At 60.8% G+C, this 24,478-nt stretch carries 24 protein-coding genes; 6 read left to right on the top strand and 18 right to left on the bottom strand.

From position 1 onward, the window contains the following. Nucleotides 1–24 precede the first annotated feature (24 nt). Nucleotides 25–582 (top strand): cysteine hydrolase family protein, encoded by a 558-nt coding sequence (locus tag ASD36_RS05805; protein WP_060500960.1) that lies wholly within the window; start codon nt 25–27, stop codon nt 580–582. A gap of 3 nt (nt 583–585) precedes the next feature. On the opposite strand, the gene ASD36_RS05810 is transcribed toward ASD36_RS05805, so the two are convergent. Together ASD36_RS05810 and ASD36_RS05815 are read right to left on the bottom strand one after the other, a co-directional pair. After that, nucleotides 586–891 (bottom strand): NIPSNAP family protein, encoded by a 306-nt coding sequence (locus ASD36_RS05810; RefSeq protein WP_060500963.1) that lies wholly within the window; start codon nt 889–891, stop codon nt 586–588. Between the two features lie 35 nt (nt 892–926). Then, nucleotides 927–1,823 carry a DMT family transporter gene (locus tag ASD36_RS05815; RefSeq protein ID WP_060500965.1) on the bottom strand — a complete coding sequence of 299 codons (897 nt, stop codon included), beginning with the start codon at nt 1,821–1,823 and terminating at the stop codon, nt 927–929. Between the two features lie 133 nt (nt 1,824–1,956). Here ASD36_RS05815 and ASD36_RS05820 point away from each other — a divergent pair, with 133 nt between their 5' ends. After that, complete coding sequence (locus tag ASD36_RS05820; protein WP_060500966.1) at nt 1,957–2,403, top strand: Lrp/AsnC family transcriptional regulator; 447 nt, start codon at nt 1,957–1,959, stop codon at nt 2,401–2,403. A gap of 3 nt (nt 2,404–2,406) precedes the next feature. Here the strand turns inward: ASD36_RS05820 and ASD36_RS05825 are convergent, their stop codons facing one another. Next, nucleotides 2,407–3,303 (bottom strand): GNAT family N-acetyltransferase, encoded by an 897-nt coding sequence (locus ASD36_RS05825; RefSeq protein WP_060500967.1) that lies wholly within the window; start codon nt 3,301–3,303, stop codon nt 2,407–2,409. Then, entirely contained in the window at nt 3,303–3,773 is a 471-nt protein-coding gene (dut, locus tag ASD36_RS05830) for a dUTP diphosphatase (protein ID WP_060500970.1), read from the bottom strand. The genes ASD36_RS05825 and dut overlap by 1 nt, the downstream gene beginning before the upstream one ends. A 96-nt stretch (nt 3,774–3,869) precedes the next feature. Between dut and ASD36_RS05835 the strand changes: the two genes are divergently transcribed. After that, a complete protein-coding gene (locus ASD36_RS05835; protein ID WP_060500972.1) occupies nt 3,870–5,453 on the top strand; it encodes a peptide chain release factor 3 in 1,584 nt (527 codons plus the stop codon). A 195-nt stretch (nt 5,454–5,648) separates the two neighbouring features. Here the strand turns inward: ASD36_RS05835 and ASD36_RS05840 are convergent, their stop codons facing one another. Then, nucleotides 5,649–7,022, bottom strand: coding sequence for an FAD-dependent oxidoreductase (locus ASD36_RS05840; protein ID WP_060500973.1), 1,374 nt, complete (start codon nt 7,020–7,022; stop codon nt 5,649–5,651). A gap of 214 nt (nt 7,023–7,236) precedes the next feature. On the opposite strand from ASD36_RS05840, the gene ASD36_RS05845 reads away from it, so the two are divergent. Continuing rightward, nucleotides 7,237–8,280, top strand: a complete 1,044-nt coding sequence (locus tag ASD36_RS05845; protein WP_060500975.1) for a 2-dehydropantoate 2-reductase — start codon at nt 7,237–7,239, stop codon at nt 8,278–8,280. A 3-nt stretch (nt 8,281–8,283) separates the two neighbouring features. Further along, on the top strand, nt 8,284–8,640 hold the full coding sequence (locus ASD36_RS05850; RefSeq protein WP_060500978.1) for a VOC family protein: 357 nt from the start codon (nt 8,284–8,286) through the stop codon (nt 8,638–8,640). A 10-nt stretch (nt 8,641–8,650) separates the two neighbouring features. On the opposite strand, the gene ASD36_RS05855 is transcribed toward ASD36_RS05850, so the two are convergent. The 9 genes from ASD36_RS05855 to ASD36_RS05895 form a co-directional block, all read right to left on the bottom strand. Continuing rightward, nucleotides 8,651–9,325, bottom strand: a complete 675-nt coding sequence (locus ASD36_RS05855; RefSeq protein ID WP_060500980.1) for an HAD family hydrolase — start codon at nt 9,323–9,325, stop codon at nt 8,651–8,653. Between the two features lie 126 nt (nt 9,326–9,451). Beyond that, nucleotides 9,452–10,063 (bottom strand): LysE family translocator, encoded by a 612-nt coding sequence (locus ASD36_RS05860; protein ID WP_060500982.1) that lies wholly within the window; start codon nt 10,061–10,063, stop codon nt 9,452–9,454. A 74-nt stretch (nt 10,064–10,137) separates the two neighbouring features. Further along, nucleotides 10,138–10,932, bottom strand: coding sequence for an AraC family transcriptional regulator (locus ASD36_RS05865; RefSeq protein WP_060500984.1), 795 nt, complete (start codon nt 10,930–10,932; stop codon nt 10,138–10,140). Nucleotides 10,933–10,950: 18 nt separating this feature from the next. After that, complete coding sequence (locus ASD36_RS05870; protein WP_060500986.1) at nt 10,951–11,355, bottom strand: GFA family protein; 405 nt, start codon at nt 11,353–11,355, stop codon at nt 10,951–10,953. Nucleotides 11,356–11,391: 36 nt separating this feature from the next. Further along, a complete protein-coding gene (gene iolB, locus ASD36_RS05875; RefSeq protein ID WP_060500988.1) occupies nt 11,392–12,192 on the bottom strand; it encodes a 5-deoxy-glucuronate isomerase in 801 nt (266 codons plus the stop codon). 174 nt (nt 12,193–12,366) lie between these two features. After that, nucleotides 12,367–13,284: a myo-inosose-2 dehydratase gene (iolE, locus tag ASD36_RS05880; RefSeq protein ID WP_060500989.1), complete on the bottom strand. Its 918-nt coding sequence runs from the start codon at nt 13,282–13,284 to the stop codon at nt 12,367–12,369. 74 nt (nt 13,285–13,358) lie between these two features. After that, complete coding sequence (gene iolD, locus ASD36_RS05885; RefSeq protein WP_060500991.1) at nt 13,359–15,209, bottom strand: 3D-(3,5/4)-trihydroxycyclohexane-1,2-dione acylhydrolase (decyclizing); 1,851 nt, start codon at nt 15,207–15,209, stop codon at nt 13,359–13,361. A 218-nt stretch (nt 15,210–15,427) separates the two neighbouring features. Beyond that, nucleotides 15,428–17,359 (bottom strand): 5-dehydro-2-deoxygluconokinase, encoded by a 1,932-nt coding sequence (iolC, locus tag ASD36_RS05890; RefSeq protein ID WP_082511901.1) that lies wholly within the window; start codon nt 17,357–17,359, stop codon nt 15,428–15,430. A 103-nt stretch (nt 17,360–17,462) separates the two neighbouring features. Continuing rightward, complete coding sequence (locus ASD36_RS05895; RefSeq protein WP_060500993.1) at nt 17,463–18,326, bottom strand: MurR/RpiR family transcriptional regulator; 864 nt, start codon at nt 18,324–18,326, stop codon at nt 17,463–17,465. 330 nt (nt 18,327–18,656) lie between these two features. Here ASD36_RS05895 and ASD36_RS05900 point away from each other — a divergent pair, with 330 nt between their 5' ends. Further along, complete coding sequence (locus ASD36_RS05900; RefSeq protein WP_060500995.1) at nt 18,657–19,484, top strand: class II glutamine amidotransferase; 828 nt, start codon at nt 18,657–18,659, stop codon at nt 19,482–19,484. On the opposite strand, the gene coaBC is transcribed toward ASD36_RS05900, so the two are convergent. The 4 genes from coaBC to ASD36_RS05920 form a co-directional block, all read right to left on the bottom strand. Continuing rightward, nucleotides 19,470–20,675 carry a bifunctional phosphopantothenoylcysteine decarboxylase/phosphopantothenate--cysteine ligase CoaBC gene (coaBC, locus tag ASD36_RS05905; RefSeq protein WP_060501427.1) on the bottom strand — a complete coding sequence of 402 codons (1,206 nt, stop codon included), beginning with the start codon at nt 20,673–20,675 and terminating at the stop codon, nt 19,470–19,472. The genes ASD36_RS05900 and coaBC overlap by 15 nt on opposite strands. A 101-nt stretch (nt 20,676–20,776) precedes the next feature. Continuing rightward, nucleotides 20,777–23,335 carry an HWE histidine kinase domain-containing protein gene (locus ASD36_RS05910; RefSeq protein ID WP_060500997.1) on the bottom strand — a complete coding sequence of 853 codons (2,559 nt, stop codon included), beginning with the start codon at nt 23,333–23,335 and terminating at the stop codon, nt 20,777–20,779. Next, nucleotides 23,322–23,882 carry a biliverdin-producing heme oxygenase gene (locus tag ASD36_RS05915; protein ID WP_060511962.1) on the bottom strand — a complete coding sequence of 187 codons (561 nt, stop codon included), beginning with the start codon at nt 23,880–23,882 and terminating at the stop codon, nt 23,322–23,324. Before ASD36_RS05915 ends, ASD36_RS05910 begins: the two co-directional genes overlap by 14 nt. A 111-nt stretch (nt 23,883–23,993) precedes the next feature. After that, nucleotides 23,994–24,416, bottom strand: a complete 423-nt coding sequence (locus tag ASD36_RS05920; protein ID WP_060501001.1) for a helix-turn-helix domain-containing protein — start codon at nt 24,414–24,416, stop codon at nt 23,994–23,996. Between the last annotated feature and the right edge of the window lie 62 nt (nt 24,417–24,478).

Below are 24,478 nucleotides of genomic sequence, written 5' to 3' on the forward strand. Positions count from 1 at the left end.
TCCATAACCAGACCAGAGAATACCATGACAACTGCACTCCTCATCATCGACGTCCAGAACGCCATCCTTGACGGCGAAGGCACGCCCGAGCGCCAGCCGGCCATCGATGCCGCCTTGACCGAAACCATCGGCCGTCTGCAATCGATCCAGGCCCGCGCCCGCGCCGCCCATATTCCGGTCATTCTCGTGCAATACGACGGCGGTCCCGGCGACCCGCTGGCGCGGTCGTCACATGGCTGGGGCTTGCGTCATGAGATTGCGCCGGTTTTGGGCGAAACGGTCATTCACAAGACGAGCTGCGACAGCTTTTTCCAGACCGGCCTCGAAGAAGAGCTTGGCAAACTGTCTGTCACCCATCTCGTCATCGGCGGCTGTCAGACGCAATTCTGCGTCGATACCACGGCGCGCCGGGCAGTCACGCTCGGCTACGATGTTACCCTTCTTTCAGACGGCCACACGACCGGCGATATGGGCGATCTGGCCTTTGCGCAGATCATTGCCCACCACAACCGCGTGCTCGGTGGCTTCAATGCCGGTGGTCACGCGATTGAATTGCGCCGGTCGGATGAAATCACCTTCTGATTATCATTCGAAGACCGGCCGCATAAAGCTGCGCTCATAGCTCAGGATGCAGCGGGTCTTTTCGGCAAGGGCAAAGGCGGCGAGGCATTCGGCATCCTTTGCCATCTTGCCGCGATACTCTTCATAGGCCGCAAGGCTGGGAAAACTGAAGAGGGCGAGCGCAATATTGTTCGCTCCTTCATGTGGCATGAAATAGCCGTGATGCGTGCCACCCAGCCGATTGACCAGCGGGATCCACAGCCTGGCATATTCCTCGAATTCGGCCAGCTTGTAAGGATCGATGGTGTAGCGCAGATAGCACGTGATCATTCCAGTCTCCATGTGTGATTTCGGGATGCGTGGTTTCAGTTTGCCTGATGCCGCACGGCTCGGGGCCATGTCCAGCCGAATGTCATGCCGGCAGCTGCAATCAGGATCGCCACCGAACCGAGCAGCTGCGCCGGTTGCAGCTGATGACCGAACGCGATGCGATCAACGGCCAGTGCGGCAACGGGATAGATAAACGAGAGCGCGCCGGTGAGATGCGTCGGCAGTTTCTGGATCGCGCCATAGAGCAGAACATACATCAGCCCGGTATGCACGGCGCCCATCGCCACCAGCAATCCCCACTGATAAGTCTCGCCCGGCAGCCCGGAGGAACCGGCGAACGGCGCCAGCATCAAAAGACCGGTTACCACCTGGATCAGCGCGATCAGATGCGGTGGCGTGCCCTTCAACCGTTTCGCCACCAAGGCTGCCAGAGTGTAAAAGAACGCGGCGGCCAGAGCCATGGCAATTCCGGTGAGATAATCGCCGCCGGTGAAGCCGCCGGATGGTTTTGCCTGCACGATCGCCGCCATGCCGGCAAAGGCGACGGCGAGCCAGCCGAGCTTGGTGACGGTGATCTTTTCCCGGAAAACCAGCCCGCCGATAGCCAAAAGCATGAACGGCTGGGTATTGTAGACCATGGTGGCGATGGAGATGGACGAGCGCGAATAGGCACCAAACAACAGCAGCCAGTTGACGACGATGGCGACGCCGCCCAAGACAGCGAGCCCGAACAGCCGCCATGTCAGGATACCGGCCCGGAAATGGCCGAGCGTCGCGCAGATCGCCAGAAGCGTCGGCGCCCCGAACAGGCAACGCCAGAACACGACATCAATCACAGGCTGGCCGGACATCAGCACGAACCAGCCGATCGTACCCGAAATCAGCATGGCCGCCGTCATTTCGAGACTGCCGGTCCTGATATCCTTTTCCATCACACCACTCCCTTGATCAAAGCAACAAATTATGATGTGGCGACGGCGGAATATATGGATATGTGAAGGCTATCTTGTAAAATAGCCTAATCATAAAAGGGAATTTATCGCTTTACCCTTACGGAGCTTTCTTATGCTTGACGATCTCGACCGGCGACTACTCGACATCCTGTCCGCTAATGCACGCATTTCCTTGAAGGACCTGGCGCAGGAGGCAGGGCTCTCCTCCCCCAGCTCCGCCGACCGGCTGCGCCGGCTGGAGGATCGCGGCGTCATCACCGGCTTCACCATATCGATCAACCCTGCAGCGCTTGGTTATGCGCTACAGGCGGTCGTGCGGGTTCGGCCCATGCCCGGCATGCTGCATATCGTCGAAAAGATGATCCAGGAGACGCCGGAATTCGTCGAATGCGACAAGGTGACGGGCGACGATTGCTTTATCGCCAAGCTCCTGGTGCGCGACATGGAACAACTGGATACGATCCTCGACAAGATCGCAGAGCGGTCCCAGACCAATACATCGATCGTCAAATCGTCGCCCGTTAAACGCCGGTTGCCGCCGCTCAATGGCGGAAGATAACCCTCAGAATTCCGCCATCGGAGACAGCATCACCGGCGCGGACAGGCGCTCCGCGCTATTGCCCCGAACCATCAGGCTGATATCGGACACAAACGGTTCAGCCGTTCCTTGCCAGCCCAGCTTGTCGGGCGAAAAGCAGACCTCGACACTATCGGGGTTTTGAGCGAGCGCTGAAAGAATGGCGGAGAGCGGGGGCATCGCTTTTCCGGCGGCATCGAGAAGATGAAAGGATGTACCTTCGGCCTTCCACGCGACAATAGCCTCATGCTCTTCCAGATAGCTGAGGCAGACATCGGTATCGAAGACGCTGTTGAGCAGAAACATTTCCACTTGAGCGGCAACGGCGAAGACAGATGAAACAGGCATTCTCTCGTGCAGCATCTGGCGGATCAGAGCAGCATCATCGGCGCTTTCGATCGAGAGGGCACGCGACCTGCCTGCAGATTTCGCTTCCGCAGGTGGCACGCCAATGAAGCGGTGCTGCGGCAGAACTTTGAAACCGTAGGGTTCATACATCGACGGCTTGTCCGTCAGGAGAAGACCAAGCTCGAAACCCTGCGCGTCGCACCAGCCGAATGCCCGATTCATCAGATCCCGGTAGAGCCCGCGGCCGCGCCATTGCGGCCGCACCGCGCCCGACTGGAAACCAGCGGCCTTCACCAGACGGCCATCGATCATCACCGGCATGGAAAAGGCGCTGAAATTGGCGACGCAAACACCGTTTTCATCGAAATAAGCGAAGGGCATGCTGGTTGGATCAGGCCCGCCAAAGCAATCCTGGATGCCGACATCGATGCCGAATGTATCCTCAAGCAGCGCCACCAGCCCGACCCAGGCTGCCGGGTCGGCAAAATAGTCCTGACGGAACGTCAACCCGGTGTTGAGTTCAGAAGCGGCCATCAAACGCCGGTGGAGCCGAAGCCGCCGGCGCCGCGTGCGGTTTCGCTGGCGCCGGACGTTTCGCGGACGGACACCTGCGTCACCGGCGCAATCACCATCTGGGCGATCCGCATGCCGCGCTCGATCAAGAAATCCTCGTCGCCGAGATTGATCAGCAAAACCTTCACTTCGCCACGATAATCGCTGTCGATCGTGCCGGGCGTGTTGAGGCAGGTGATGCCGTGCTTGAAAGCCAGACCGGAGCGCGGGCGGATTTGCGCTTCATAGCCTGCCGGGACTTCGAAGACGAAACCGGTCGGCACCAGCGCCCGCTTGCCCGGACCAAGGAACAACGGCCGGTCCGCCTCGACGGCGGCGCGAAGATCCATGCCGGCGGCGCCGGCGGTCTCGTATGCGGGAAGCTCGATGCCCTCGCCGTTTTGCAGGCGGACGAGGCTGAGAGTTGGGGCAGTCTGCGATGGATGGGTCATATCTCTCCTTAGCAATTCAGGCCGCGGCGCAGTCAATGCGAATTGCAAGTTATCCACGGCTCCGCTACATACGCGGCAATTCACAGGATTCACATCATGGCCGAAAGTATCGCCGAGGCGGTTTCCCGCCGTCGCACCTTTGCTATTATCGCACACCCGGATGCGGGTAAAACCACGCTGACTGAAAAACTGCTGCTGTTCGGTGGCGCCATTCAGCTTGCCGGTGAAGTCAAGGCGAAGAAGGACCGTATTCAGACGCGCTCCGACTGGATGAAGATCGAGCGCGAGCGCGGCATCTCCGTCGTCACCTCGGTGATGACCTTCGAATATCACGGCAATGTTTTCAACATTCTCGATACGCCCGGCCACGAAGACTTCGCCGACGATACCTATCGCACGCTGACGGCCGTGGACGCGGCGGTCATGGTCATCGATGCCGCCAAGGGTATCGAGCCGCGGACACTCAAACTGTTCGAAGTCTGCCGCATGCGCGACATCCCGATCATCACCTTCATCAACAAGATGGACCGTGAAAGCCGCGACCCGTTTGAAATTCTCGACGAGGTGGAAGAGAAACTGGCACTGGATTGCGCGCCGGTGACCTGGCCGATCGGCCGTTCGAAGACCTTCTGTGGCTCCTATCACCTGGCCGACAATACGGTGCGTGGCGCCGACACGCAGGAAATTCTGACGAAGGTCAACGGCCCGGAAATGGCGGCCCACCGGCTGCCGGAAAACGAGCGCGAGGCTTTCATCGACGAAACGTCCTTGGCTATCGAGGCCTGCAAGCCTTTCGACAGGAAGGCCTTCCTCGAAGGCCATCTGACCCCGGTCTTCTTCGGCTCGGCACTGCGGAACTTCGGTGTGCGCGACCTGATCAACGCGCTCGGCGACATTGCACCGCCGCCGCGCGACCAGGTGGCGGATATCCGCACCGTGCACGCGACCGACGAAAAAATGACGGCCTTCGTCTTCAAGATCCAGGCCAACATGGACCCGAACCACCGCGACCGCATTGCCTTTGCCCGCGTTTGCTCCGGCAAGCTGGAACGCGGCATGAAGGCGCGGCTGGCGCGCACCGGCAAGCAGCTGGGCCTGACGGCACCGCAATTCTTCTTCGCTTCGCAGCGGCAGCTGGCGGATACGGCCTATGCCGGCGACGTGGTCGGTATTCCCAACCACGGCACCCTCAGGATCGGCGACACGCTGACTGAAGGCGAACAGCTGGTCTTCCAGGGTGTTCCGAACTTTTCGCCGGAAATCCTGCGCCGCGTGCGGCTTGAGGATGCGATGAAGGCGAAGAAGCTGAAGGAAGCGCTGCAGCAGATGGCCGAAGAAGGCGTCGTGCAGCTGTTTTCGCCCGAAGACGGCTCACCCGCCATCGTCGGCGTCGTCGGCGCGCTGCAGCTCGACGTTCTGAAGGAACGGCTGCAATCGGAATACGGCCTGCCGGTTTCCTTTGACGTTGCCCGTTTCTCGGTCTGCCGCTGGATTTCCGCAGAACAGCCGGCGGAACTGGAAAAGTTCATCACCGCCCGGCGCGGCGATATCGCTCGCGATCTCGACGGCGATCCGGTGTTCCTGGCGCAGGATTCGTTCTCGCTGCGCTACGAGGCAGAACGTTACCCGGCTATCAAGATGATCGCCATCAAGGAATATCACGTCGCCAAGGCGGCGTGATCGGACCCTAATAAACGGGGTTTTCGGCTTGGTTCGTCTTCTCCCCAGCGGGGAGAAGGTGGCCCGCAGGGCCGGATGAGGGGGCGAAGCCATTAGCATTTGCCGAACCGCCCCCTCATCGCCTCGCTCCGCTCGGCACTTCTCCCCGCGGGGGGAGAAGAGGGAGATCGTGGCCGCTCCCGCAATCCATTCACTCTACCTGATCCGCACGCCTTGCCGTTCAAGCTCTTTCTGGGCGGCCAGCACATCTATCGCGTCAAGCGATCTTCCGGTTTTCACCGAAATCGCCGCAGCGACACCGGCACCCTGCCCCGCGACCGCGCAGCAGGCCATGTTGCGCGTCGCCGCATGGGCGATGCGGTCGCCGCCGATGGCGCGGCCAGCGACCAGGAGGTTTTCGACACCCTTCGGCAGCATCGACCGGTAGGGGACGTGCATGTAGCGCCCGGTCGTCGGCAGGATCAGGACGCCGTAGCCATCGATGAATTCCGGATAGATGCCGATCGTATCCTCGAAACGGCCTTCGTTGCGCACGTCGCTCTCGGTGATGTTGTAGACCGCATCGATCTTGCGGGTATCGCGAATGCCGATGCTCATGCCGAAATTGCGCAGGCGCGCACCCTCGCAGCCCGGCGTGTAGCGGCGCAAGGCGTCAATCGCCAGCATGGACTGGCGCCGCCCCTCGATCTCGAAACGGGTCATGCTGTCGGGGTCGGTGCCATCACAGCCGGCGAGATGGATGAGGTTCATATAGGTCAGTTCGCCCGTGTCATGCAGCGCGCCCCAGGTACCTGAAATCGTGTTCAGATGCGCCGGAATGATGCCGTCGCGGATTGCCTGGGCAAACGGCTTGCCAAGGAAGGGCGAGAACATCTGATCTTCCTTGCCCGATGTCTCGATCTGCCATTCGCCGGTCGACCAATCACCATAGGTCTGCGGATCGGAGCGGACACCGGCCATGAAGGCCTTTTTGTCGACACCGGCCAGATGAAACATCACCGACGCCGCCTGCATCTGCTCCACCGGCGTCTTGAACACTGGCGCTCCGGCGCGATGGGCGACATCGGCGTCACCGGTCGCATCGATCACGCGGGCGGCGAGAATGGCTTCGCGTCCGGCCTTGGATTCGACGACGATGCCCTTGATGACGTTGCCATCCATGACCGGAGCCACGAACTGACGGTGCAGCATGGCATAGATGCCGGCCTCTTCCACCAGCCTGTCGGCGACGAGCTTGAAGCCCTCCGAATCCAGCTCATAACTGAGCGACTGGCTCTCGGGAACGGCGGCGCCCATGGCCTTTGCCCGCTCCTCGAACTCCCAGCCGACACCGCCTGCCTCGACCGTTGCCTCGTGCCGGTACCATGCAAAGCCCTCGACACCAACGACCGTGATATTGCCGCCGAAGCAGCCGAACCGCTCGACCAAGGTGACGGACACACCGGCCCGCGCAGCAGCCAGCGCCGCCGCAAGGCCACCCGGACCCGAACCCACCACCAGCACATCGGTTTCGTGGATGACATCGATCTGGCGTGCCGGTTCGGTGATGGATTGGGTTTTCTGGGACATCGAGCGTTCCGGGTGACAAGAGAGGGGGTGGCCGGAGCTTAGCGGCCACTTTCCACCCTGTCGACGCTTGGAAGCGACCTGTTCGTGCGCATTCGCCTTCCGATCGACATGGGCTTCCGATCACTTTTCGCCAGTGGGCGGATTTCGCTGCTGGCCCCATGCTTTACCCATTGCTACTAATGATATCCATCACGGAAACACCCGGAGGAATGGCATGGACGAGACTGAAACAAGCAAGCCGGGCCGGTTCCGCAACATCTGTGTTTTCGGCGCCGGCGCCATCGGCGGCGCGCTGGCTGCCCGGCTTGCCTCCTCTCCCTTGCTTGAAGGCGCGACGATCACGGCCATCGCGCGCGGCGCTCATCTGCAGGCGATCCGGGATGATGGCCTGCACCTGCACGAACCTGGCAAGAGCGAGCCGCTGGTCGCGAAATTTGCCGCGACCGACACGGCCAGCGACCTTGGACCGCAGGATTTGGTGATCGTCACGCTCAAAGGGCATCAACTGACCTCGGCCAGCGAAGATATTGCCCGCTTGCTGAAACCCGATGGCCGCGTGGTGATGATCCAGAACGGCATTCCTTGGTGGTATTTCCACGGTGACAGGACGAGCGGCCTCGAAGGCCGGCAGGTGGAGTCGCTCGATCCGGGTGGTCTGGTCTGGCAACGGATCGGCCCGGAACGCGTCATCGGCGGCGTGATCTATCAGGGCGCACAGATGCTGGAGCCCGGCCATATCCGGCTGACCAGCGGCGGCCTGCTGCACCTCGGCGAGCCTTCAGGCACGATGTCGGCGGAACTGGCAGCAATCGCCGGTCTGCTGCAGGCCAGCGGCTGGACGATCAAGACGACGGACCGTATCCGCGACGAAATCTGGCTGAAATTTCTCGGCAACGCGGCGTTCAATCCGATCAGCGCGCTGACGAGGGGGCGTATCACGGAAATCATGGATGGTCCCGCCGTCGATCTGGTGAAGCAGGTCATGACGGAGGTGCATGCTGTGGCGGCACGGCTTGGCTGCCGGGTGAGCGAGACGGTGGAGGAGAAGATGGAGCATGGCCGTGGTCTCGGCAATGCCAAGACCTCGATGTTGCAGGATCTCGAGCAGGGGCGGCCGATGGAAATTACGCCGCTCACCCGCGCCATTACTCTCCTGGGACGTATGGCCGATGTGCCGACGCCGGCGAATGACATTCTGCTGTCACTGATTTCGCAACTCGATGAGTCCATTGCCAAGGCCCGCACGGCGGGGGGCTGAACCATGGCCGTTCTTCGCATCGTCGCCAATATCGAGGCAGCCGACCCGCAGGCCGGGCGTGCGTTTTATGGAGAACTGCTGGGCCTCGATCTCGTGATGGATCATGGCTGGATCACAACGTTTGCTTCCGCGAAGCAGGCCGCGGTGCAGGTTTCCATCGCAAGCCAGGGCGGCTCCGGTACGCCGGTGCCGCAGCTATCGATCGAGGTGGACGATGTTGATACCGTGTATTCCAAGGCCCAACAGCTGGGCCTGGAAATCGTTTATGACATCACCAACGAACCGTGGGGCGTGCGGCGCTTCTACGTCCGCGACCCCTTCGGCACGATCGTCAACATTCTCGCGCACGGAGACCGTTGACGATGGCTGATCAGCGGCGATCCGTCAGCGTCAGATCGCCGTTTTCATCGACCGAGACCTCGATGCCGATATAGCCCGGGATCGTCTGGTGCGCGGTTTCGAAAGGATGCGTGTGCGTGGCGGTAATCACCATGACATCGGAGCCGGCCGATTCACCGGCGATGACGCCAGCCGCCACATCTTCGAACACGAGGCAATCCTTGGCATCGAAACCAACGCGCTTGGCGCCGAGCAGGTAGCATTCCGGGCTTGGCTTGCCGCGCGACACATCCTCGGCAATGACGATGAACTTCGGCTCCGGCAGACCGGCGGCGGCGATGCGCACCTTGGCGAGTTCACGCGGCGACGAGGTAACGATTGCCCAGCGCTCCGGCGGCAGGCTTTTCAGAAACTCGATTGCGCCCGGCAAAGGCTTCACGCCCTCGATATCCTCGATCTCGCCCTGGCAGATGATGGCCGATTCTGCTTCCGGATCCACACCCGGCAGGCCGAGCTGGCGGATCGTATCGACGCCGCGCTTGCCGTGCATGGTCGGCAGGAAGGTCGCGACATCGAGGCCGTGGCTTTCAGCCCACTTTCCCCACACCCGTTCGGCAGCTTCGATGGAGCTTAGAAGCGTTCCATCCATGTCGAAGAGGAAGGCGGAGTATTTCTTGCCGAATACCGGCGAGGACGCTGAAGACACGAGGCAGGCTCCTTTGAATGTCTGGCGAGCCGCAACTCTTTGACCGTGCGGCGACCCCGTTCAAATAAAGGGATTTTCCCGTTAGATCAAACGGATATCGCCTCTGGAGCGTTTTCTTCATCAGCCTTACCGCGCCGACAGGGCCAGCTTCAACCCCATCAACCCGAAGGCGCCGGCAAAACCACGGCGCAGCCAGATGGTGACGTCTGGCCGGGAGATGACATAGCGTCGCGCTGCGGCGGCAAAGACACCGTAGAATACGAAGACGACGAAGGTCAGCACCATGAAAACGGTGGCGAGCCACAGCATGAACAGGGTGGGTGACGCGGTGCCATCCGGCACGAATTGCGGCAGGAAGGCCAGAAAGAACAGCGACAGTTTCGGATTGAGGCTGTTGAGCAGGATCGCCGTTCCGATGATCTTGCCGGGCCGGGTGGGCTGGGCTTCCTCCGTCACCTGCAGGCTGTCGGCATCGCGCAGCACGGTCCAGGCCATGTAGAGCAGATAGGCGGCACCGAGATATTTGATCACTTCAAACGCCAGGGCGCTGGTGTGCAGCAGGGCCGCCAGCCCGGCGATACTGGCAACGATATGCGGCAGGATGCCGAGCGTGCAGCCGAAGGCGGCGAGAATGCTGGCGCGCGCGCCGGAATTGAGCCCGGTTGCCAGCGTGTAGAGAACGCCCGTGCCGGGCAACAGGATGATGATAATGGATGTCAGCAGATATTCGAGGGTCACGGCAGGCTCCGTTCAAGGAAAGCCGAAGATAAGCGGATCGGCGGCCCTTCAGTCTTGAACGAAATTGCAGAACGTCAGCTATGCGCCAGCGCGTAGGCTCCCGGCGTGATGCCAAAGGCGCGGACGAAGGCCCGCGTCATATGGCTCTGATCCGCGAACCCGCCGGCAAAGGCGGCGTCGGCGAGCGGCGTGCCCCTGGCGATCATCCGCCGCACGGTTTTGATGCGGCACTGGACCAGATAGGCATGCGGCGTCATGCCGGTTGCCTGCGAGAAGGCGCGCACCACCTGAAAACGGCTAAGTCCGCTTGCGGCGGCAAGGTCGGCCAGCGTTGTGGCAGCCGTTGGATCGTCATCCAGCAAGGCCTTTGCCCGGCGGATGGACGGCGGCACGAAACGGGAGGCACGCTGGCGATCCATCAGCGATGCCACCAGCAGGAGAAGGCCCGTTTCCGGCGCCAGTGTTTCGCGGGCCTGCGTCATTGCCGTATAGACAGGCAGGAGGTGTTGGGCGGCATGATTGCCGTTTATCACCGGCTGTGTGAACTCAAATTCCTCTGGCCGGCCTTCGCCGATATCCAGGACGGCTTGGGCAATCAAGGCCGGATCAAAATAGAGCATCCGCCATGAACGCCCTTCCCCGCCAATCGGATGGCCGTCGTGCACTTCGCCGGGATTGACCGTGATCATATCCCCGGCGCCAGCCTCGACCGGGCCGCGGCCGCTGGCTGACTTCTGGGCGCCGTGGAGTATGACGCCGATGCCGTACTGGTCATGCGTATGGCGGCCGAAGCTGTGCGCCGTTTCGGCTTCAACGGCCTCGACACCTTCGATCGCACATTTCCGCATCCGGAATTGGCCAGGTTTCATCTCGTCGGTCCTCCGCGCCTAGCCGCGCTCCTGACCTGGTAGCGCATCGCGCTCGCCAAACCAGTTAATCGCCGAAGAACACCAGATCTGATGCCTTGGCGCAAGCGCGCGGCGCTGAGTGATATTGCCCCAGCGAACGCCGATCTCGTCAGCGTCCTCATCGGTTCCCGTCGTATAGACCGGCGAGCCGCAATTGCCACAGAACATCTGGAAACGCGTCCGGCCGTTGTCGCCGGTCTTTGTGTAGGTTTTCGGCTCACCCGCCGTAATGCGGAAATTACGCCGAGGCACCGAAACAGTGACCCGATAGGCCGACCCCGTGAGATGCTGGCAATCGGTACAATGGCAGATCCCAACCGCGCCGGGATCAATCTCCGCCTCGTAGCGGATCGCGCCGCAATGACAGTGTCCGTCGATATGCATCTCAGTTCCTCCCTGCTGAGGAAGGAAACTAGCGCATCAGGCGCCGGTTAACAGCCAGGCATGTTCCTTGGCATTGTTGAATTTCCAGATGCGCGACGGACCAGCCATGACGTTGAGGTAGTAGAGATCATAACCATGGATCGTGGCGCAGGGGTGGTAGCCCTTCGGCACCAGCGTGACATCGCCATTTTCGACCGCCATGGCTTCGTCCAGCGAACGGTCGTCCGTGTAGACGCGCTGGAACGCAAAGCCCTGCGGCGGGTTCAGCCGGTGGTAATAGGTTTCCTCCAGGAAGCTCTCGTCCGGCAGGTTATCCTGGTCGTGTTTGTGCGACGGATAGGAGGACGTATTGCCGTTCGGCGTGATCACCTCGACCACCAGCAGCGAATGGGCGGAATTGTCGTCTTCCGGCATGATGTTGGTGACATGGCGCGTGTTCGATCCCTTGCCGCGATGAAGCAGCGGGTGGGTGCCGGGAGGAATGAGCTTGGTCTTGAAATCACCGCCGCCCGGTGCGGAACAAACTGCAAGTTCGAGATCGGTGACGGCCTTCATCTGCCATGCCGAGCCGGGTGCAACGTAGAGCGCATGCGGCGCACCCTCAAAAGGGCTCATACGTTCGCCCACCACGCCGAAATCCTGGCCATCGACACTGGTCTCGCTCTTGCCGCTGATCCAGACGAGGCACGACTCGCGGTCACTGGCCGGTGCGCTGACCGTCTCGCCGGCCTTCACCCTGTGCACATCGAAGCCGACATAGGTCCAGCCTGCACTCTCCGGCGTCACATGGGTTACGCGGCCTTGATCGCCCTTGGGTTTTACGAGCAGGTTCGGCATGATGCTGTTCTCCTATTGCTTTCATCTGGCTTGGATCAACCCTCACCAATTTCGGCCAAGGGCTCATCCGGCCTTCGTATCCTCTCCCGCAACGGGAGAGGAGGGTTCGTTCCCGGCAAGCGGGCTGGTGGACTGCACACATCTGGCGAGGGGTTCAGCCCTTCCCAAAGAGTATTATCCCTTGGGGAAACCTTCGGTTTCCACCGTGTAGCCTGCAGCGGTCATGACGCGCATCAATTCGGCATAGCCAATCTCCGCCATCTTCTGCGGCGGCGACTTGCGCGGATCCTGCTCGGCCTCGACCACGAACCAGCCTTCATAGCCATAATCGGCGAAACGCTTGACGATAGCGCCGAAATCCAGTGAGCCGTCGCCCGGAACGGTAAAGGCGCCGAGAGCAACTGCATCGAGGAAGGATTGCTTGCTGCGGTCAAGACCGTCCACGACGGACTGACGGATATCCTTCACATGCACGTGGTTGATGCGGGCATGGTGGTTATCGATGGCGCGCAGCACGTCGCCACCGGCGAAAGCCAGATGGCCGGCGTCCAAGAGCAGTGGAATGCCTTCGCCCGAGTTTTTCATGAATGCGTCGAGTTCCGGCTCGGTTTCCACGACAGCGGCCATGTGATGATGATAGGAAAGCGGCATGCCCTGATCGGCGCACCATTCGCCAAACTCAGTGACGCGGCGCGCATAGGCCTTCGTCTCGTCATCGCCAAGGCGCGGCTTTGTGGCGAGCGGCTTTGAGCGATCACCTTGGATAGAGCGGCCGACTTCGCCATAGACGATGCACGGCGCGTTGACGGCCTTGAACAGCTCGATCATCGGCGCGATGCGGTCCTTGTTGGCCGCGAGTTCCTCGTTGACCAGCGTGCCGGAGAACCAGCCGCCGCACAAGGTCACGTCAGCGGCGCGCAGGATCGGTAGCATGTCTTTCGGGTTGTTGGGAAAACGGCGGCCCTGCTCCATGCCGGTGAAGCCCGCACCGCGCGACTGGCGCAGGCATTCTTCGAGCGACACGTCGTCGCTGAGTTCAGGAAGGTCGTCATTCCACCAGGCGATGGGCGACATGCCGAGTTTGGCTTTCATGCAAATTCTCCTTGAGACGGCGTTCGGGAAGCCCATGGCGGGCTTCCCGAAATGATCTGGCAAATGTGTGAGGCTTAACCGATGCGCTGGGCGGCGAGCGCTTTTTCATACCCCTTGCGGGCCTCGTTGACCTTCGAGCGCTCGGATACTTCCGGCACCGCCACATCCCACCAATGGCCACCTTCATCCGTGGTGATCAGCGGATCGGTATCGATGACGATGACGGTGGTGCGGTTCTCGCCGGCGGTTTCCTTCAGCGCGATTTCCAGCTCGCTGATCGAGGCGACCTTGCGGGTGAGCGCGCCCATGGCAGCCGCATGGCCAGCAAAATCGATGGCCGGCAGCGTGACGTGATGGGTGTCGCGCAAAAGGTTGTTGAAGTTGGCACCGCCGGTCGCCATCTGCAGCCGGTTGATGCAGCCGTAACCGGCATTGTCGAGCAGCACGATGGTGATCTTGGCGCCGAGCATGATCGACGAGGCGATCTCGGCATTCAGCATCATGTAGCTGCCATCGCCGACCATGACGATGACATCGCTGTCGGGCTTGGCGAGCTTGACGCCGAGACCGCCGGCCACTTCGTAGCCCATGGTCGAGAAGCCGTATTCCATGTGGTAGCTGCCGGGCGCTTCCGCCTGCCAGAGCTTGTGCAGTTCGCCGGGCAGCCCGCCGGCGGCGCAGACGAGCGTGGTATTTTCCTTGCGGGCGCGCTGGACGGCGCCGATGACCTGAGCGTCGGATGGCAGTGCTGCATTGGTGGTGGCGGTTGCCTTATCGGCGGCCTTCAGCCATTCGGCCTTGCCGTCCGTTGCCTTCTTTGTCCAGGCGGCATCGACCTTGTGCGAACCCAATCCGGCACTGAGCGCATCGAGACCAACGCGGGCGTCGGAGACCAGTGGCAGGGCTTCATGCTTTGCAGCATCGAAGGCCTGCGTGTTGAGGCCGATGATCTTCAAATTGTCGTTCTTGAACAGCGACCAGGAGCCGGTGGTAAAGTCCTGCAGACGCGAACCGACGGCGAGAACGACGTCCGCATCCTCGGCCATCTGGTTGGAAGCCGATGTGCCGGTGACGCCGACCGAACCCATGTTGAGCGGGTGGCTGTGCGGCAACGACGACTTTCCGGCCTGGGTTTCAACAACGGGAATGCCGTGTCTTTCAGCGAAGGCGGCAAGCGTCTTGCTGGCTTCGGAATAGAGCACGCCGCCACCGGAAATGATCACCGGCTTTTTGGCGGCCTTCAGCGCCGTAATCGCATGCGCCAGTTCGTCAGCATCCGGATGCAGGCGGCGGGTGGTCCAGACTTTTTCGTCGAAGAAGCTTTCCGGATAATCATAGGCTTCCGCCTGTACATCCTGGCAGAGCGACAGGGTGACAGGTCCGCAATCGGCCGGATCAGTCAGCACCTGCATGGCACGCCGCAGCGCCGGAATGATCTGTTCCGGCCTCGTGATGCGGTCGAAATAACGCGAGACAGGGCGGAAGCAATCGTTGACGGTCATCGCACCGTCGCCAAAATCCTCGATCTGCTGCAGGACCGGGTCGGGGCGGCGATTGGCAAAGACATCACCGGGCAGAAGCAGGACCGGCAGACGGTTTACATGTGCGAGTGCAGCCGATGTCACCATGTTGAGCGCACCGGGGCCAATCGAGGTGGTACAGGCCATGAAGCGGCGGCGGAAGCTTGCCTTGGCAAACGCGATCGCAGCATTGGCCATGCCCTGCTCGTTCTGGGCGCGATAGGTCGGCAACGTGTCCTTGATGCCATGCAGCGCCTCACCGATACCGGCGACGTTGCCATGACCAAAAATGGCGAAGACCCCACCGAAGATGGGGGTCTTCTCACCATCGATCACGGTCATCTGCTTGGTGAGAAACCGCGCGACGGCTTGCGCCATGGTCAGGCGAACGGTTTTCTGGCTCATCGTTTCCTCCTGCGGACATGATCCGACATATTTCTTTTTTCTTTGTCTCTTTCGGGGTAACACCCCCCGCTAGCTCTGTCGTCCCCTCTCCCCGCTTGCGGGGAGAGGGCTAGGGTGAGGGGCAAACTCTCATCCTAGCGAAGCCGGGGCGTCGGCCCCTCATCCGGCCTGTCGGCCACCTTCTCCCCGCAAGCGGGGAGAAGGTAGATGCCGAACCCTCAAGCCGCCTTTGTTTCCGCCAAACCAAGCCAGAGATTGACCAGCGCCTCGAACCTGCCCGCCATGTCGGCGATTGCCTGTTCATCATCGATCTCGCCAGCCAGCCAAGCCTTGCTTGCCTCGGCGAAGATCGTCCGGCCGACAGCAAAGCCCTTGACTGTCTTTGACGTGCGAGCAGCGGCAAAACCTTCCTTCAGCGCTTCATAGGGTGCTTCCAGGCCGAGCAGGACAACACCCCGGCAGAGCGGATCGCGCTTTTCGATGACGGCATCGATCGCTGCCCAAGCGGCGCGGCTTGCCTGCGGCTCAAGCTTCCACCAATCCGGCTTCAGACCAGCATCGTAGAGCTCGCTCAGCGCCCGAGGGATCGTGTTGTCGTCCAGCGTGCCGTGCTTGCCCGCGATGATCTCGATCAGGATTTCACGGCCGACCTTGCGGGCAGCCTCAAAGGCAGAGCGCAGCTTGGCGATCTGGGTCGCCTTCATCTCCGCCGGATCGTCCGGATGGAAGAAGCTCAGAACCTTGATGCAGTGGTCAACCGGCCAATCGATAAGCCGGCTACCGAGATCCTGGCTGAACTCGAACTGCAGCGGCCGCGAGCCCGGAAGTTCGATCGGCTTGCCGATCCAGAAGTTCTTGTTGACGGCATAGAGTGCGTCGCGGCCGTACTTGTCGTCGATCAGCATACCGAAGCCGGGGCGGCCATTGGCGATGCGCTCGGCAGCCTTGACGGCCAGAACCTTGAAGGCCGGGATACGGGCCAGAAGCCCGGCGTCGCCACCGGCCAGATCTTCCAGTTGGCTGCGGTGATCGATAGCGAGCGCCATCAGTTGCGGGATGTCGCGGCGGCGGGTGGTTGCCCAGTGAATGTGGTTGATCGCCTCGTCCTTGCGCAACGCCTTTTCCTTGCTGCCGTTTTCCAGGAAGAACTGCAGCTCGGTCCAGGTGGGGATTTCCGGCGCACAAAGAAGACGCGACACGGCAAACGCGCCGCAGGCATTGGCCCAGGTCGCGGAGGTGGCATGCGGCTCGCCCTTCAGCCAACCACGCAGGAAGCCGGACATGAAAGCATCACCGGCACCGAGCACGTTATAAACTTCGATCGGGAAGCCCTTGCCGACGATACCGTCTTCGAGATTGTCCGAGATCGGCCCGTCATAGACGATGCAGCCCATCGGGCCGCGCTTCAGGACGATCGTCGCCCTGGAATTGGCGCGGATGGTCTTCAGCGCTGCCAGAAGGTCACTATCGCCGGACGCGATGAGAACTTCCTCTTCGGTGCCGACGATCAGGTCGCAATCGGCCAGTACGGTCTTCAGATGCGCGGAGACCTTTTCGGAGGCGATATAGCGATTGTCCCCGGCGTCATGGCCGGCAAGGCCCCAGAGGTTGGGCCGGTAGTCGATATCGAACACCACCTTGGCGCCGCTTGCCTTGGCAATGCGGATCGCCTTGCGCTGGGCGGCATCCGTGTGCGGCTTGGCGAAATGGGTGCCGGTGACGAGGATGGCACGGGCGGAGCGGATGAACTCTTCGGAAACATCGTCCTCGCACAGCGCGCTGTCGGCGCAGTTGTCGCGATAGAACAGCAGCGGGAAGGAATGTTCATTTTCGACCGCCAGAATGGCCAGCGCCGTCAGGCGTTCGGGATCAGTAACGATGCCCTTGGTCTCGACACCCTCGCGCTCCAACTGCTCGCGGATGAAGCGGCCCATCTGTTCTTTACCGACGCGGGTCAGAAGCGCCGACTTCAGACCAAGGCGCGCAGTGCCGACCGAAATATTGGTGGGGCAGCCACCAACGGACTTGGCAAAGCTGGCGACGTCTTCCAGCCGCGTTCCGATCTGCTGGCCATAGAGATCGACCGAAGCACGGCCGATGGTGATGAGGTCGAGCGGCTTGTCTGCCTGCGTCCCGTTGATCTGACTCACTGCTTCCTCCCGGCGGGCGCTTGCGTCGCGCCGACATTTTTTTGGCTGGTGGGGTGTCGCCTTTATGAAACATAAATTCCGCCATTTAGTCAACGTGGAATTTTCATTCTATTAAATGATCTTCGCTGACCCGCCGCCGTTTTTCGGCAATCGCTACCGTCAAGGCCATGGCAAAAGCCATGCTAGCCGAAAGCGAACGAAACCCGGCATGATCAGCTTCGACGAGTTCGAACCAGACTTTCGAGGATTCTGCGAGCGGGGAGAATGCTGAATCGGTCAGGGACACTACCGGGACTTTGCGATTGGCAAGCAGCTTGGCCTGATTGACGCTTTCGGACGCATAGGGCGAAAAGCTGACGGCAAACGCTGCATCCTGCGGTCCTGCCATTGCCAGAATATCGTCATCGATCCCGGCTGCCGTGCCGACCATCTGATATTTGACCTTCAGCTTGCCGAAGGCATAGGCCATATAACCGGAGATTGGATAGGAGCGCCGCTTAGCGACCAGATAGATCGTCTCGGCACCGGCCAGGATATTGACGGCACGCTCGAATGCCTCGGGCTCGACGGAGCTGGCGATATTGTCCAGCGAGCGATGGGCCGCAGCCACAAACCCGTTGAAGATCGAGCCGCTTTCCAGCTTGCTGTGGTCGTTGCCACTCAGCGCCTTCAAGCGTTCGTCATAGCCGGGCGTGCGCTCGCGCAAGCGTGCGCGAAAGATCTGCTGCAGGCTGGAGAAGCCTTCGAAACCGAAATGCTGGGCAAAGCGTACCAGTGTCGAAGGCTGAACATCGGCCGATGTGGCGATGCTGGCTGCCGTACCGAAGGCGATCTCATCGGGATTGTCGAGGGCATAAGCTGCAACCTGACGCAGGCGCTTCGGCAGTTGGGCCTTGCGCTCGAGGATGATGGTCTTGAGACTGTCGAAATCCTGCGGAATGGCAATGTTGTTTTCTGTTTCGGCCATAGATTCCGGTCTCTTCCTGCTTTGCGCTGTCGTCAGGACCTTATGCAAACTTTCCTCGCAAGAATAGAACATACATTCCAGATTTGTATTTTTCTTACTGTTTTCGCGCCGCCCATGGCCACCCAGCATGTTTCGCGGCGCTGGAATGGTTTCCCGGCCAGCGTTCCCGAAGAAACAGCCGCAACGCCCAAAAATGGTAGATTGACCGGCAAGATGCGGAAACGAGCCTGTTCGTTAACGTATTTTTACCATGTTTGGCCGGATGATCGCCAATCATCATGGTTAACGAACCATCAAGGCGGGCCATCCCCGCGATCCGGAGTATTCTGCATGTGCCGCTGGGCAGCCTATCGCGGAGAACCGCTCTATCTGGAAGAACTGGTGTCGTCGCCGGCCCACTCGCTCATCGAACAATCCCATTGCGCCACCCGCGCCAAGACGGCGACCAATGGTGATGGCTTCGGCATTGCCTGGTACGGAGACCATCCGGAACCCGGACGTTATCGCGATATCCTGCCCGCCTGGTCGGATTGCAATCTGAAGAGCATTGCCCGGCAGATCCGCTCGCCGCTGTTTCTCGCCCATGTGCGGGCTGCGACCGGTGGCGGAACACGGCGTGACAATTGCCATCCCTTCGTGCATGGCCGCTGGTCCTTCATGCACAACGGCCAGATCGGCGACTTCGAAGCCCTGCGCCGGCCGATGGAAGCGATGCTCGACAATGATCTCTATACGGCCCGAACCGGCTCGACCGACAGCGAGCTTTTATTCCTGCTGGCGCTGCAATTCGGCCTTGAGCAGGATCCGCTTGGTGCCATCGCCGAAACCTTGGCCTTCGTCGAACGCCTGGCCGGGCATCTGGAACGCAAGGTACTGGTACGCTTCACGGCAGCCCTTTCCGACGGCCACAATCTCTATGCCGTGCGTTATGCGTCCGACTGGAAAGCGCCGACGCTTTATGCGGCGCCGATGGGACCGAGCGGTGGCTATTGCCTCGTCTCCGAACCACTGAACGACGATGACAATGCCTGGGTGGAAATCCCCGATGGCACCGCCGTCATCGTCGGCGAAAATGGCGTCGATGTGCGCCTGTTTGGAACGGCAGGTGTCGCCTCGGATACGCCCCGGATAGAACGGATGGCGTCAGGAAAAGTATGAGGCAATCAATTTTCCGAGCCGTACGGCGACGGACTGCTTGTCCATCTCCGGCCAACCCTCATCGCCCGTCTTACCGATCACCTTCACCGTGTTGCGGTCACCGCCCATGATGCCGGTATGGGGTGAAACGTCATTGGCTAGGATATAGTCCGCGCCCTTGCGTTCCAGCTTCGAGCGGCCATTCTCGGCGACATTCTGCGTCTCCGCAGCAAACCCGACCACCAGCTTAGGCCGCTTGGAGTGATGGCCGATGGTTTTCAGGATATCCGGATTTTCAGTCAGCAGCAGCGGTGGCGGCGCTTCGCCGGGCTGCTTTTTGATCTTGTTGCCGTAGGCGCTTGCCACCCGCCAGTCGGCGACGGCCGCGACCATCACCGCAATATCGGATGGCAATGCCTCTATCACCGCGTCGCGCATTTCTTCGGCCCGCTCGACATGGATGACCTTTACGCCCTTCGGATCCGGGATCGTCACTGGCCCCGAGACCAGCGTTACATCGGCACCGAGCCGGGCGAGTTCAGCGGCGATGGCATGGCCCTGCTTGCCGGACGAGCGATTGGCGATATAGCGCACCGGATCGATCGGTTCATGCGTCGGTCCGGATGTAACAATGGCTTTCTTACCAGCCAAGGGCTTCGGGCCTGTGTCCAGCAGCGCCTCGGCGGCAGCGGCAATTTCCAGCGGCTCGGCCATCCGGCCTTCGCCCTTTTCGCCGCTTTCCGCCATTTCGCCAGCGGCCGGGCCGATGAAGCGGATGCCATCGGCAACAAGCGTCGCGTGGTTGCGGCGGGTGGCGGCATGCGACCACATTTTCGGGTTCATCGCGGGGGCGGCAAGCACCGGCTTGTCCGTCGCCAAAAGAATGGTCGATGCGAGATCGTCGGCTAGGCCGTTCGCCATCTTCGCCATCAGATCGGCTGTTGCAGGCGCGATGATGATCAGGTCGCAATCACGGGCCAGCCGGATATGGCCGACATCCTGCTCGTCCTCGCGGGAAAACAGCTCCGTGAACACCTTGTCTGCCGCCAGCGCACCGACGGCAAGCGGCGTCACGAAAGCCTGCGCTCCCACCGTCATCACCGGACGAACGGAAGCGCCACGCTCCCGCAACCGGCGGATCAGGTCGAGGCTCTTATAGGCCGCGATACCGCCGGAAATGATGAGAAGAATACGTTTTCCCTGAAGCGTCATGACCAATTCCGATTTCGGCAGGCGGTTATGCCCAGCCTTTCCGGCTGGACCCTATCCGACCGCCCGTCGAGAGGCAATCAGATCACCGGTACCGGCACGGATCATCGGCTGTTGCTACCCTTCAACAGTGCTGCAATCGTCGCAATCAGCGACGTACTGTCATACGGCTTGCGAACGACCGGCACCCACGAAAAATCGAGCGGGATCATCTCGCTGTTTCCATAACCCGTGGCAAACAGGAAAGGAATATGACGCTCCGCCAGTTCGCGGGCCACGGCAAGAGAAGTCCCCTCCCCCAGATTGACATCGAGAATCGCAACATCCGGCGTGTAATCCACCAGCCTGCTCAGTGCATCGGCAGCCGAAGAAGAGGTCATCACATCGAACACACCGTGATCGCCGAGCATGCCTTCGACGTCGAGCGCAATCAGCATCTGGTCCTCGACCAGCATGACCTTCAAATCTGCGGCCAGCGCCCCTTTCGCCGGTTCATTGTCAACGGCCTGACCCGCTGCTGTATAGGACGGCTGTTCAGCAAACGAAATATGCTTTGCCGGGAGCAGGAAGCGGGCCACAACACCTTCACGCGCGTAGGTTACTTCACTGCGGCCATCGAGGTCGTAGGGCACGCTGCGATCGATCAGCGCCGAACCGAAACCGGTGCGAGAGGGCGGGGAGACGAGAGGACCGGCGGTTTCACGCCAGGCGATATCGCAGTCGCCATGCACCGTCAGGGACCAGGAGACATCCAGCCGGCCGCCAGGCCGCGACAAGGCACCATATTTAGCGGCATTGGTGGACAGTTCATGCAGAACAAGCGCCATCACCGAGAAGGCGCGGGAGTTGAGCAAGACCGGTGGGCCGCCGATGGTGATCGATATGGCTGGCTGCCGGTAGGGCGTCAGTTCCGCGTTCAGAAGGTCCATCAGAGGCCCGCCGCCATCGCCGCGCACCACCTGATCGTGAGCGAAGGAGAGTGCCTGAATGCGGCCTTTCAGCGATGCAACGTAATCGCTCAGCGTCCGGCCTTCCTGTAGCGGCTGACCGACCAGCGACTTGATGAGGGCGAGAATGTTTTTCACCCGATGGTTCAGCTCTTCATTGAGCATGCGCTGGCGTACATCGGCGCGGCTGCGCTCTTCCGCCATCAGTTCGCTGTGCCGCAGTCCGATTTCGACCAGGGCCGCGCGTGTGACTTCAGCAATTTCCCGGTCAGCCTCCGTCCATGGCTGAGCCTGCCGATGAACCGTCTGCTTCCAGATGGCGAAACTCTGGCGCGGCGTCAGCCGGTCACCCAAAGGTCCAGTCGCATAGGTCTTTTCCGGATTGCCGGCCCAATTCAGGGTCTGAACCAGTTCCTTGCGGAAAAAGAACAGATAGTCTCGCTTTGTCTGCGCCAGAGGGATGGCAAGCACGCCAGCCGCCTGCGCACAAAAATCCTCCGCTTCCGGCATGCTCTGCGACAAGGCATGCGTCGCCCAGACGCGGCCTTCGGCGAGCGTGCCGACGTGGCGAGACAGTGCAGCAATGGCAGTCGCCGGAGGTGCCGAACCCTGTGAGTTCCAAGTATCGTTCATCCAGAGCCCGATCCCGTCACATGGCATCAACGTACTGAAATCCAGCAGGTTTTCCGTCAGCAACTGGCCGATATCGGCGTGATGAGAGGCCAGGCGCAGGAAACGATCGAGCGAGCCGCGGGCGCGCGTGGCGGCGGCAAGCCTGGATTTCTGCCTCAGAGAGGTCAGATGCAGCGAGAAAAATTCGCCGAACATTTCGGCCGCCACCCGTTCCGCCATCGACAGGATGCGCGGCTGGTAGTGATGGCAGGCGATCAACCCCCAAAGTGCGCCATCGACGATGATGGAAATCGACATGGAAGCCGCGACCCCCATGTTGCGCAGATATTCGCAGTGGATCGGCGACACACTGCGCAGATGCGCCAGCGACAGATCCAGCGCTTCGCCCGATGCATCGAAGACCGGCACAATCCCAACCCGTTCGCCGCTGGCATCACCGATGATGCGAATGGTGTTTTTCAAATAAAGGGTGCGGGCCTGCTGGGGAATATCGCTAGCCGGGAAGTACTGACCGAGAAAACTCTCCAGATCGCCACGCTTGGCTTCCGCCATAACCTTGCCCGATCCATCCTGCTCGAAGCGATAGATCATCACGCGATCATATTCCAGCATTCCACGGATCAGCCGGGCCGACTGGCGCACCAGGGTGTCGATGTCGGCAATGTCGCTGATACGGCCGATGAGGCCACGCGCCAGCTGCAAAGGTTGACCCGCCGAGGCCGATTCGAACTCGATGATGACGGTCGAGCGGAAAATGTGGATAGACACATCGAAGACGCCGCCCGGCACACTCATCCCGGGCAACAGCGCCGGACGCACGCCCTCGCCCAACGTTGCCAGAGCGTTGCGCAATGTGTGCGTCGCCTGGGCGCCGATCAGCGTTTCGAGTGGCAGGCCATTGATCTCTCCGGGAACGCCCAGCATGGCGCCGGCATTGCTGGAATGCCGGAGAATCGTTGCCGCACGCGCATCGCACGCGATCAGGCAACCATGCCGCTGAATGCTGCCGGGAGTATGGATCGGCTCACGATCGCAATTGGTCAGGTTGACCGGTTCAGCCACTTTGATGTCATGCGGGTTCATGGGATGCCTGACGAAATGCCTGTTCGGCAGTCGCAAACGTTGCCCGCGAGGCATTGGCGACCTGCTCCATGTCGATTGCATCCGCATTTTCGAGCATAGCGAGAAAGGCGGGCCAGCGATCGCTGCGACGGGATTGGACGGCCAGATGCCGCGCGCCGAAATCTGCATCAAAACCAAGGCTCTGAGCACGCTTGTAAAGGACACGCGCGCCCAGTGCCGACCCTTCCAGCACGTAAAGCATGCCGAGAAGCGACTCGCGGCTCAACTCCATATCCGGAGCATTGACCGGTGGCTGAGGCGCCACATTCAGGTCTCTCAGATCCTCGGCAATCAAGCCCGAAAACATCTCAACATCCCAATTGTCACCGTGCCCCGGCCAGACTGCCGATGCTAGTTTATCCTCGACCGCCTCCCGGAAAGCCGAAATCCACCGCAGGTAATGTCTGTAGGTATCGGGACTATCAAAGGAGCCGACCATATTGTCGAGAGAGGCATGGGCTTGCGACGTCGTTTCGCGCAATTGTGTTCGGCGGGACCGATCTGGCATTTATGTTTTCCGGATATGTAACAATGGAATGGATATAGCTATCGATAGCGCTCAAAACGCATGAATAGTCGAAAGGTTCCGGGGCGCCTGCAAATATCTTTCAAAGCCGCATCAGTGGCCGTGATGGGTGCATTGGGCGTGATCAGCGAGCACCTCGATCACCCGGCATTGATCGACACGGCCGTGGCCGCATCCCTCGACCATCATTTCCAGCTCAGCCTTCAGCGCCATCAGGCTGCGAATGCGTTGCTCGACTTCGATCAACCGGGCCTTGGCGATCGCATCAGCGGACGCGCAGGATTGCAGCGGATTATCCTGCAGACTGAGCAGCGCGCGGATCGCCTCCACTTCGAAACCCAGCTCACGAGCATGGCGGATGAAGGTCAGGCGATTGAGATCGGATTGTTCATAGGAGCGCTGATTTCCGTCGCTGCGGCTTGGCTCCCGCAACAGGCCAATGCCCTCGTAATAACGGATGGTGGGAACCTTGACGCCACTTTTTCGCGCAGCCTCGCCAATCGTGATCTTTTTCATGATTTTCCCTCTTGCACCTCTAGTCACTAGAGGATGTAGGAAAGATGCCAGAGTTTGACAAG

Origin of the sequence: Rhizobium sp. Root1334 (assembly GCF_001426665.1) — a bacterium.
GTDB lineage: Bacteria > Pseudomonadota > Alphaproteobacteria > Rhizobiales > Rhizobiaceae > Pararhizobium.

Bases quoted from the DNA above. Each gene is read 5' to 3' on its own strand.
- ASD36_RS05805 (WP_060500960.1), top strand. From the start codon at position 25: ATGACAACTGCACTCCTCATCATCGACGTCCAGAACGCCATCCTTGAC.
- ASD36_RS05810 (WP_060500963.1), bottom strand. From the start codon at position 891: ATGATCACGTGCTATCTGCGCTACACCATCGATCCTTACAAGCTGGCC.
- ASD36_RS05815 (WP_060500965.1), bottom strand. From the start codon at position 1,823: ATGGAAAAGGATATCAGGACCGGCAGTCTCGAAATGACGGCGGCCATG.
- ASD36_RS05820 (WP_060500966.1), top strand. From the start codon at position 1,957: ATGCTTGACGATCTCGACCGGCGACTACTCGACATCCTGTCCGCTAAT.
- ASD36_RS05825 (WP_060500967.1), bottom strand. From the start codon at position 3,303: ATGGCCGCTTCTGAACTCAACACCGGGTTGACGTTCCGTCAGGACTAT.
- dut (WP_060500970.1), bottom strand. From the start codon at position 3,773: ATGACCCATCCATCGCAGACTGCCCCAACTCTCAGCCTCGTCCGCCTG.
- ASD36_RS05835 (WP_060500972.1), top strand. From the start codon at position 3,870: ATGGCCGAAAGTATCGCCGAGGCGGTTTCCCGCCGTCGCACCTTTGCT.
- ASD36_RS05840 (WP_060500973.1), bottom strand. From the start codon at position 7,022: ATGTCCCAGAAAACCCAATCCATCACCGAACCGGCACGCCAGATCGAT.
- ASD36_RS05845 (WP_060500975.1), top strand. From the start codon at position 7,237: ATGGACGAGACTGAAACAAGCAAGCCGGGCCGGTTCCGCAACATCTGT.
- ASD36_RS05850 (WP_060500978.1), top strand. From the start codon at position 8,284: ATGGCCGTTCTTCGCATCGTCGCCAATATCGAGGCAGCCGACCCGCAG.
- ASD36_RS05865 (WP_060500984.1), bottom strand. From the start codon at position 10,932: ATGAAACCTGGCCAATTCCGGATGCGGAAATGTGCGATCGAAGGTGTC.
- ASD36_RS05870 (WP_060500986.1), bottom strand. From the start codon at position 11,355: ATGCATATCGACGGACACTGTCATTGCGGCGCGATCCGCTACGAGGCG.
- iolB (WP_060500988.1), bottom strand. From the start codon at position 12,192: ATGCCGAACCTGCTCGTAAAACCCAAGGGCGATCAAGGCCGCGTAACC.
- iolE (WP_060500989.1), bottom strand. From the start codon at position 13,284: ATGAAAGCCAAACTCGGCATGTCGCCCATCGCCTGGTGGAATGACGAC.
- iolD (WP_060500991.1), bottom strand. From the start codon at position 15,209: ATGAGCCAGAAAACCGTTCGCCTGACCATGGCGCAAGCCGTCGCGCGG.
- ASD36_RS05895 (WP_060500993.1), bottom strand. From the start codon at position 18,326: ATGGCCGAAACAGAAAACAACATTGCCATTCCGCAGGATTTCGACAGT.
- ASD36_RS05900 (WP_060500995.1), top strand. From the start codon at position 18,657: ATGTGCCGCTGGGCAGCCTATCGCGGAGAACCGCTCTATCTGGAAGAA.
- coaBC (WP_060501427.1), bottom strand. From the start codon at position 20,675: ATGACGCTTCAGGGAAAACGTATTCTTCTCATCATTTCCGGCGGTATC.
- ASD36_RS05910 (WP_060500997.1), bottom strand. From the start codon at position 23,335: ATGAACCCGCATGACATCAAAGTGGCTGAACCGGTCAACCTGACCAAT.
- ASD36_RS05915 (WP_060511962.1), bottom strand. From the start codon at position 23,882: ATGCCAGATCGGTCCCGCCGAACACAATTGCGCGAAACGACGTCGCAA.
- ASD36_RS05920 (WP_060501001.1), bottom strand. From the start codon at position 24,416: ATGAAAAAGATCACGATTGGCGAGGCTGCGCGAAAAAGTGGCGTCAAG.